This is a genomic window from Microcoleus sp. PH2017_28_MFU_U_A (genome assembly GCF_020738035.1).
In the GTDB taxonomy this organism is placed as follows: domain Bacteria; phylum Cyanobacteriota; class Cyanobacteriia; order Cyanobacteriales; family Microcoleaceae; genus Microcoleus.
This window is the reverse complement of sequence record NZ_JAEQCX010000186.1, coordinates 1-8,721: the sequence shown is the minus strand read 5'-3', so window position 1 is coordinate 8,721 and position 8,721 is coordinate 1. Positions and strand designations below refer to the sequence as shown.

Sequence of the window (8,721 nt, the reverse complement as noted above, 5' to 3'; positions counted from 1 at the left end):
TTGGATTTTCGATTGGGGATTGAAGATTTTTGATTGTCAACTGTCAACTGTTAACTGTCAACTCTTCCTTCTTCCTTCTTCCTTCTTCCTTCTTCCTTCGTGACAACTGTCAACTGTCAACTGTCAACTGTCAACTGAATGAACGCCATGTCGATTATTGAAATTGCCCAAAAAACGCGCCAAGCTGCTAGGAAATTGGCAGTTTTGTCCGCTGATGCCAAAAATCAAGCGATTGAAGCTATTGCTAAAGCTTTAGAAGCTGCTGCGCCGGATGTTTTGGCGGCGAATGCTGCTGATTGCAAGGCTGCTGAGGCGGATGGCATTGCCAAACCGCTGTACGATCGCCTGAAGTTAGACGAAAGCAAGTTGCAAAGTGCGATCGCGGGTGTGCGCGACGTTGCCAAGCTCCCAGAGGCGATCGGTGTCGTCCAAATTCACCGCGAATTAGACACAGGATTAATTCTGAAGCGCATCACCTGTCCTTTAGGGGTTTTAGGGATTATTTTTGAAGCGCGTCCAGAAGCTTTAATTCAGATAGTATCCTTGGCAATCAAATCCGGCAACGGCGTAATTCTCAAAGGCGGCAAAGAAGCAGTCCGTTCCTGCGAAATCTTGACAAAAGTAATTCGCCAAGCATTAGCAGAAACCGCAGTCAATCCCGAAGTAGTCCAGTTATTAACCACGCGGGAAGAAACAATCGAACTGCTAAAAATGGATGAATATATAGATTTAATTATTCCCAGAGGTTCCAACTCTTTTGTCCAGTTTGTGCAGGATAATACCCGAATTCCTGTGTTGGGACACGCCGACGGAATTTGTCATTTGTATGCAGACAAAGCTGCGGATATCAACAAAGCAGTAGAGATTGCCGTCGATGCCAAAACGCAATATCCCGCCGCGTGTAATGCCATTGAAACTATGTTAGTTCACAGTGCGATCGCGCCCAAATTTCTGCCCATAGTTGCCGAAGCATTGCAACAGAAAAAAGTCGAACTGCGGGGAGACGAAACCACCCGCGAAATCCTGGATATTACCGCAGCCACAGAAACAGATTGGTCTACAGAATATAGTGATTTAATCTTATCAATCAAAATCGTAGACTCTGTAGAAGAGGCAATTAATCACATCAACACTTACGGTTCGAGACACACAGATGTGATTGTCACCGAAGATAGCGAAGCCGCCGAAACATTTTTAAATGGAGTAGATGCGGCCGGAGTTTATCATAATTGTTCGACTCGATTTGCCGATGGTTTCCGCTACGGTTTCGGTGCAGAAGTGGGGATTAGCACGCAGCAAATGCCACCTCGCGGCCCTGTTGGTTTAGAAGGGTTGGTGACGTATAAGTATCGAGTAGTTGGAGATGGTCATATTGCGGCTAGTTATGTGGGGAATGAAGCTAAGGAATTCACTCATCGGGATTTGTAAAAAGTCAATAATCGCGCAGAGTTATCATTAAGAACAGCACAGGATGTGAGAGGGAATTTAGAGTTTGAAATCGCGGCTATATGGTAAAATCACCTGTGCTGTGCTAGGAGTGAAAGTCTAATTGCATTATGGCGAATTTACCAGATGAAACCTTAACAACAATCTCTAACTTGTTGCCTCGCTTGTTTCAAGTGATTAACCTAGCGACGGAAACGGAGTCTAGCTTGTTTGAGCAATATGGCGAGACAGATGAGACGATTGATGAGCTAGAGCAAGTCAGAAATGCAGAGGAAAGGTTAAGGACTTTGTACAATCGCATTTATGGGTTAGTGTTGCAGATAGCTGAGTCTCAACCAGCAGCTAATTCTGCTACACTAAATTTACTGTATCAGTCAATCGAACAGGCAGTCGCTACAGCCTATGCTGTAGAGGCAACAGCTCAAGAAACAAAAAGAAATTGGAACTTATTATGAATAATGAAAAAAAAATTCCTGATGCGGAGACTAGAGCAAAATCAATAGCTCGCTGGCGCGAAGTGAATTTAATGTTGGAAGATTTGAATATGAAGTTGGCGCAGGCTCAGGCTCTAGCAGAAGTCGATTTACAAAATAGCCCGCTTTACGTGCGTCGCCGGGAAAGAGTCAGAAAGCAGTTAGAAGCTTTGAAAGAGCATAAGTTAGCAGAAAAAGCAGGTGAATAAGCGCGATCGCAGTTGGGATGATTTTAAGAGTAGGCTGTTAGACACCCGACTTTAAAAAAAGTCGGGTATCTAGTATTTTTGTGAAGCCGTTTCTTACTTCTTAGTTATACTTTAAGTCAAACTTCTCTGATCGTCTATTCCTATGACTCTCATAGAAGATATAGATGATTTAATTAATTGATTTAATCAAATCACAAACCTCTACACCATCAAAGTGCGATCGCCCTCACAGCCAACCAAACTTAGCTACAATAAGCTATACCGTCCCCCGCGACTCCCCAAATCGAACAATCCGCCCTGGTTTATGTCCAACCCTTCCCCCCTAGCCCCAGGTTCCACCCTCGAAAAACGCTACCGCATCATCCGCGAATTAGGCCGCGGCGGCTTCGGGCGGACTTACCTCGCAGAAGATATCAATCGTTACAACGAACATTGCGTGCTCAAAGAGTTTTCCCCGGTGGTTCAAAGCCCCAAAGCCACCGAATTGTTCGATCGCGAATCGAGTATGCTTTACAGCCTTCAACACCCGCAAATCCCCCGCTTTCGAGAGCTTCTGCGAACTGATATCGGCGGTAGTCAAGCTTTATTTTTAGTGCAAGATTATATCCCTGGTCAAACCTACGAAGAAATACTGATATCGCGCCAGCAACAAGGTAAAAATTTTAGCGAAGCCGAAGTTACTCAAATACTATTTCAGCTTTTACCAGTTTTAGAATACATCCACTCGAAAAATTTAATTCACCGCGATATCTCGCCGGACAATATTATTCAGCATGATGCTGACAAACTACCGTTTTTAATTGATTTTGGTTCTGTCAAACAAATCGCAGCGAGTGCTCTATTTCAGTCTAAGGGACAATCGGATACGGCGATCGGCAAACAGGGATATTCGCCGATCGAACAAATGCGACAGGGTAAAGTGTCTCCGGCTAGCGATTTGTATGCTTTGGCTGTCACCGCTTTAGTCTTGCTGACAGGGAAAAAGCCTCAGAAATTGTACGATGTTAATCAAAAAACTTGGGATTGGCGGGATCGCGTCAGTGTCAGTCAAAACTTAGGGATGGTATTGGATCGGATGTTAGCAGATCGATCGGGCGATCGCTACCAATCTGCAAAAGAAGTCCGTGAAGCACTCAAAGACCCAAAATTATCCCAAATTGGCAGCATCATCTCCCAAATGGTCACAATGAACTTTGTCGGCCGCCCCTTCAAAAACACCACTCAAACTCCTACCAGCAATCATACTCCTGTCAACCAAAACCCTCAAATTGTTAAAAACACCAATATTTTAAAATTAATTCCTTGGAAAACTGTCGCTAGTTTAAGCGTGGTTTTATTGCCGGGAGTGTTAGCTTTTGGTGCCGTCAAATCTGGTTTTACCCTACCCAAACTGCCTGAATTACCCAAGTTTCCGGAACTTCCACAATTTCCCACAAATACGTCTTTAGATGCAGAAATAGCTAGGCAAGAAAAAATTGGAAAGCGTCGCAAAAATCTCAACATTGACCCAGATATATTCTATAAAAAAGTAGATGAATTATTTTACAATAAATATCCCGAATTACAAGGTCGTACATTGACAGACAAGCCCGAAGATGCAGAAATTAGGCAGAAATGGTGTGAAGTTGCTGAGGATTTTCTGGATAATTTGGAGAAGGGAGGGCAGTTGTAAAATTTAAGATAGAATAAGAGTTATTTAACCACAGAGGGCGCAGAGGGCGCAGAGGGGAGAAAGAAAGAGATACAAGAGAAGGAGAACGGGTGCATCTCATTTTTGCAAATATCTTCGCCCTTTCCAAATTGAAATGCACCCAGGATAACTTTATCTGGTTTAATACAATTTGGTATAGGCAACTTACTTTTAGTTTATTTCACAATGGATTGTATTCAACTTACAGGAATTCGCTGCTACGGCTACACGGGCTACCTACCGGAAGAGCAGGTTTTGGGGCAGTGGTTTGAAGTGGATGTCACTCTCTGGCTAGATTTGTCGAAAGCTGGAAAAAGTGATGATATTGAACATACTCTGGATTACCGCAGTGCCATTACCCTGATTCAAGAGTTAGTCAAAAACTCCAAGTTTTTATTGATCGAACGGTTAGCAGATACGATCGCCCAAGCGCTTTTACAACTACCGTTGGTTGATAAAGTTAAGTTACAACTTTCAAAACCTGCCGCCCCGATTCCTGATTTTGGAGGCAAAATCACTCTAGAAATTACTAGAAGTCATTAGTGATTAGTCATATCATTTCCGGTCAATTACCATAACAAAAACAGTTGGTAGTACCCACGCAAGTCCGCTCCATTTTGCGGACTTTCGTGGCCACGCGCGATCGAATCTAATTGCGGTTAATGGATCGGACACGATATCATTGATTATTGGTTATTGGTATATCTTCTCAAATAACCAATAATCCGACTATTTCCAGCATTCATCGCCCTTTAATTCGAGTATTTATTTTGGCATCGATTCCAGTGTAATTGTGCTACAGTATCTTGTGGATTATGCTGCAAGCATTTTTCAAAACATCGGGAAGCAGCTTCCCATTCTTCTGTTGTGTAAAATACTAACCCTTGCTCAAACTCGGTTTTAGTAGCGAGTTTTTGCTCTTGAATTTCCGGCGGATCTGCATCCAAGACTTCAAAGACGGATACCACTTTAGATTTGCCTTTAACTTGTACAAGATCGACTAAACGAATGCAATATTGATTAGCATCTTTTAACCCTAAAAATGTGCAATCGCTAATCAACAAAGGCACGCCATACAGCTTAGTTAAAGTTTCTAGTCGGGAGGCTATATTGACAGCATCGCCGATTGTTGTCCCGTCCATACGAAATTTTCCGCCGACAGTTCCAAGCATTAACATTCCTGTATTGATGCCGATGCCAATTTTAATGGGAGGGCGATCGCGTGCTTTTCGGGTTAGATTGTATTCGGCAAGTTTTTTGAGCATAGAGATTCCCGCCTTAACGGCATAATCCGCATGATAAACACTACCAAATAATGCCATAATCGCATCGCCAATATATTTGTCAATTAACCCATTATTCTCAATAATAGCGGGTTCCATTATAGAAAAATAGCTGTTAATAAATTTAAAAATATCTTCTAAAGGCATGGTTTCTGAAAGACTTGTAAACGATCGAATATCAGAAAACATAACTGACATCTCTTTTTTCACAGAATCACCAAGTTCAATATCGACAAGATTTTCTTTGTTCAACAATTTTAGAAACTCATCCGGTACGAAGCGAGAACAAGCTGTGTTTAAAGAAATTAAATTTTGGTTTATTTTAATTAATTCTATATTTTGTTTAATTATATTTTTTGCTTGCATATAACTTTTTGTAGCCTCTGTTATCGTCAAAAATAAATCTTCAGCTTGCCAGGGCTTAGCTATGTACCGATAGAGTTTTGCCGTATTAATGGCATTGGTGACTCCCTCGATACTCGCTTGCCCCGTCAGCATGATCGTAATTGTTGAAGGAGATTTGTTGTGGATTTCTTTTAAGACTTCATCTCCTTTCATTCTGGGCATCATGTAGTCGGCAATCACGACAGCAATTTGATGACCATCTTCTAATAAATCATCAACCATTTGCAGCGCTTCATGCCCGTCATGCGCTGTTTCTATTTGATATTGATTTTCCAGGGTTTCTGATAGTTCTTTTCTGAGGCTATCAAGAATCATTTGCTCATCATCGACACACAGAATGACTGGTTTTTTCATATTCCTCTAAGGTGGGATTAATTTATAATTTTTCAATTCCCGACTTGATGGAGTTAATCAGTTCTTGCTTTGTCCAAGGTTTGGGAATAAGATGATGAAGATCTGCTTCTTTTTGGGCTCGTTCGATCGCTGCATCATCTGCCTGTCCGGTTAATAAAATTTTCACCGTTCCTGGAAACCTTTTCTGGACTTCAACGAGCAATTCATCGCCTTTCATTCCCGGCATTAACCAATCAGAAACAATAATTACGACTTGAGTTCCTTCTTCATAAAGTTCGTCTAAAACTTCTAGTGCTTCTTCTGCATTTTCGGCAGTTTCATATACATATTGGTCATCAAATTCTTCTTGAATTTGTCGCAGTACGCTGTTTAAAATAACAACTTCATCATCAACACACAGAATTGCAAGCTTAGGCATAATTATTTTTTCTGCTGAAATTACAAACAATTTAACATCAAATTACTCTAAATATCTGCTGGCAATGCCACAATAAAAGTAGTTTTTCCAGGCAGCGATCGAAAATGAATTGTCCCTCCATGTTTTTCAATAATTTTTTTCACGATGTCCAGCCCTAAACCGCTGCCCTCTCCTGGAGGCTTAGTGGTAAAAAATGGCTGAAAGATTTTATCTTGAATCTCTTCTGGTATGCCATTACCGCTATCGGTAATACTGACTTCAATGTTACCATTCAATCGAGCGGCATCAACTCTGAGTATTCCCCGATAATTCATCGCTTGCAAAGCATTGTGAATTAAGTTTGTCCAAACTTGATTGAGTTCATCGAAATAGCATTCGATCTGAGGCAAATCTTCATAGTTTTTGATTAATTCTACTCCATGTTTGATTGGATTTTGATAAAGTGTCAGAACTGCTTCTAATCCTTCGATAATATTGACTTTAATTTTTTGCTCGTTGAGATTTTGTCTGGCATAGGTTTTGAGTGCAAATACAACTTTTGCAGCTCTTTCAGAGGCAGTATTGATATCTCTAGTGCTTTCTTGCAATCGCACAAAAGAGCGGACTGCTTTGAGAAATATTTCGCTGCTGGGCTCTTGAAATAAATTGAACAGAGGTTCTATATTTTCGTAGATTTTAAGATCGAGAAGCAAATTGGCAAGAGTATCAGCATTACTGAGATTTTGGGTTTCTAGTTGGGCGACGATTGCTTTTCTCAGTTGTCGTCTTTCCCTTCCAGAAATCAATGCAGGATTTAGCAGCGATCGCGCTAATAATTCCTTAAATTGTAATTCTTTTTCGGGTGTCAACTGTCGAAACCATGTCGGTAATGCAGCCAAATTTTCCGAGAAGTAATCGCCAATATATTTAACAGAGGATTGAATCGCACCCAAAGGTGTATTGATTTCGTGGGCAACTCCCGCAATCAGTTGACCTAATGCTGCCATTTTTTCAGAATGAATCAATTCCTGCTGAGCTGATTCTAGCTGTTTTAAAGTATTGGCAAGTTCTTCGTTTTTTTGCTGTAGCTGTTGCGTTCTTTCGGAAACTTGAGATTCTAAATTACGATTGTAATTCTCTCTAAGTTTTTCGGCTTGTTTCCTTTCTGTAATATCGGAAAAAGTGGCAATCGCATAACAAATTTTTCCAGTTTCATCGCGAATTGGTGTCGAAGAAATCTCTAAAGGAACGATCCGTTTTTCTTGATGAATTTCTAGATCGTCAGTTCGCACTATTTCTCCTGACAAAGAACGCGCGATCGGCAAGTCTGGCGATCGGCACAAATCTTGGCGCTCGCTTTGATACAAAGCATAAATATGGGGTAAATTTTCGATATTCGAGATTGTCCCTTCTGCGATTTCAAACAATTCCTTAGATTTTTGATTGGCGTAGGTTAGTTGGCCCAGAGCGTTATGAACCGATACACCAATTGGCATAGCTTCTAAAAAATGTCTCAATCGCTGTTCATTTTCTATTAATCGTTTATTCTGTTCGGCTAGCTTTCTTTCCTGCACGTAACTTTTGATTGCTTCTTTAACTGTTAATTTTAAATCGACTTTGTGCCAAGGCTTGGAAATATATCGATAGAGTTTTGCGGAGTTAATCGCATTCACGATTCCTTCAACTGTTGCCTCGCCTGTCAACATAATTTTTAGAGTTTGTGGGAGTTTTTCATGAACGTAACGTAGGACTTCATCTCCTTTGATATCTGGCATGATATAGTCAGAAATCACCAGCGCGATTTCACTACCATCTTTGATTAACTCATCCACCAACTCTAATGCTTCCGCACCTCCCAGTGCTGTTTCAATATCGCATTCATTCTCTAAAGATTCTGATATTTCTCGGATGAGGCTATCCAGAACAATTTGCTCGTCATCAATACAAATCACAATAGGTTTACTCATTTTTTTTAACGCTCTATTGGTAGGATAACTGTAAATGTGGTTTGACCTGGACGAGATTCAAAAGTAATCTGTCCCCGATGTTTTGCAACGATTTTGCGAACGATATCCAGTCCTAATCCGCTTCCTTCGCCTGGAGGTTTAGTGGTAAAGAAAGGTTGGAATATTTTCGAGTGGATTTCTGGGGGAATCCCCGTGCCACTATCGGCAATGCTAATTTGGATATTTTCGTCATTGTGAATTGCGTTAACGGTGAGATATCCTTTGTTATTCATCGCTTGTAGGGCGTTATGAATCAAATTCGTCCATACTTGGTTTAGTTCGTCAAAATAACACTGAATGGGTGGGATATGTTCGTAGTTTTTAGTTAATTCTATACCCTGTCTGATCTGACTTTGATAGCTGGTTGACTGACAAAAGTCAGTCAAGATCGGGATAAAAGCTGACCCAGACTGGATTAAAGAGAAAAAGAGGGATAAACTGTTCTTAACCAAAAAACC

General features: G+C 41.0%; 9 protein-coding genes. 5 read left to right on the top strand and 4 right to left on the bottom strand.

The window, feature by feature from the left end; genetic code table 11:
- The first annotated feature begins 138 nt into the window (after window positions 1–138).
- The 5 genes from JGK14_RS32850 (at window position 139) to folB (ending at window position 4,361) form a co-directional block, all read left to right on the top strand.
- Window positions 139–1,428, top strand: a complete 1,290-nt coding sequence (locus JGK14_RS32850) for a glutamate-5-semialdehyde dehydrogenase (RefSeq protein WP_293191789.1) — start codon at window positions 139–141, stop codon at window positions 1,426–1,428.
- Window positions 1,429–1,556: 128 nt separating this feature from the next.
- Window positions 1,557–1,901, top strand: coding sequence for a hypothetical protein (locus tag JGK14_RS32845; RefSeq protein ID WP_293176231.1), 345 nt, complete (start codon window positions 1,557–1,559; stop codon window positions 1,899–1,901).
- The gene (locus tag JGK14_RS32840) at window positions 1,898–2,128 is read left to right on the top strand and encodes a hypothetical protein (protein WP_293176233.1); all 231 of its coding nucleotides are present in this window, start codon (window positions 1,898–1,900) and stop codon (window positions 2,126–2,128) included. The genes JGK14_RS32845 and JGK14_RS32840 overlap by 4 nt, the downstream gene beginning before the upstream one ends.
- Before the next feature lie 304 nt (window positions 2,129–2,432).
- Entirely contained in the window at window positions 2,433–3,800 is a 1,368-nt protein-coding gene (locus tag JGK14_RS32835) for a serine/threonine-protein kinase (RefSeq protein ID WP_325315961.1), read from the top strand.
- 204 nt (window positions 3,801–4,004) lie between these two features.
- Window positions 4,005–4,361 carry a dihydroneopterin aldolase gene (folB, locus tag JGK14_RS32830; protein WP_293176237.1) on the top strand — a complete coding sequence of 119 codons (357 nt, stop codon included), beginning with the start codon at window positions 4,005–4,007 and terminating at the stop codon, window positions 4,359–4,361.
- A 209-nt stretch (window positions 4,362–4,570) separates the two neighbouring features.
- Here the strand turns inward: folB and JGK14_RS32825 are convergent, their stop codons facing one another.
- The 4 genes from JGK14_RS32825 to JGK14_RS32810 form a co-directional block, all read right to left on the bottom strand.
- Window positions 4,571–5,860 carry a response regulator gene (locus JGK14_RS32825; RefSeq protein WP_293176239.1) on the bottom strand — a complete coding sequence of 430 codons (1,290 nt, stop codon included), beginning with the start codon at window positions 5,858–5,860 and terminating at the stop codon, window positions 4,571–4,573.
- Window positions 5,861–5,882: 22 nt separating this feature from the next.
- The gene (locus JGK14_RS32820) at window positions 5,883–6,278 is read right to left on the bottom strand and encodes a response regulator (protein ID WP_293176241.1); all 396 of its coding nucleotides are present in this window, start codon (window positions 6,276–6,278) and stop codon (window positions 5,883–5,885) included.
- 47 nt (window positions 6,279–6,325) lie between these two features.
- On the bottom strand, window positions 6,326–8,224 hold the full coding sequence (locus tag JGK14_RS32815; RefSeq protein WP_293325264.1) for an ATP-binding protein: 1,899 nt from the start codon (window positions 8,222–8,224) through the stop codon (window positions 6,326–6,328).
- A gap of 5 nt (window positions 8,225–8,229) precedes the next feature.
- Window positions 8,230–8,721, bottom strand: a 492-nt coding sequence (locus JGK14_RS32810) for a sensor histidine kinase (protein ID WP_325315960.1), incomplete at its 5' end; no start/stop codon positions are given.

What these genes read in the sequence shown, in the direction of transcription:
- JGK14_RS32815 (WP_293325264.1), bottom strand. Translation starts at nt 8,224, where the DNA reads ATGAGTAAACCTATTGTGATTTGTATTGATGACGAGCAAATTGTTCTG.
- JGK14_RS32835 (WP_325315961.1), top strand. Translation starts at nt 2,433, where the DNA reads ATGTCCAACCCTTCCCCCCTAGCCCCAGGTTCCACCCTCGAAAAACGC.
- JGK14_RS32825 (WP_293176239.1), bottom strand. Translation starts at nt 5,860, where the DNA reads ATGAAAAAACCAGTCATTCTGTGTGTCGATGATGAGCAAATGATTCTT.
- JGK14_RS32840 (WP_293176233.1), top strand. Translation starts at nt 1,898, where the DNA reads ATGAATAATGAAAAAAAAATTCCTGATGCGGAGACTAGAGCAAAATCA.
- JGK14_RS32850 (WP_293191789.1), top strand. Translation starts at nt 139, where the DNA reads ATGAACGCCATGTCGATTATTGAAATTGCCCAAAAAACGCGCCAAGCT.
- folB (WP_293176237.1), top strand. Translation starts at nt 4,005, where the DNA reads ATGGATTGTATTCAACTTACAGGAATTCGCTGCTACGGCTACACGGGC.
- JGK14_RS32845 (WP_293176231.1), top strand. Translation starts at nt 1,557, where the DNA reads ATGGCGAATTTACCAGATGAAACCTTAACAACAATCTCTAACTTGTTG.
- JGK14_RS32820 (WP_293176241.1), bottom strand. Translation starts at nt 6,278, where the DNA reads ATGCCTAAGCTTGCAATTCTGTGTGTTGATGATGAAGTTGTTATTTTA.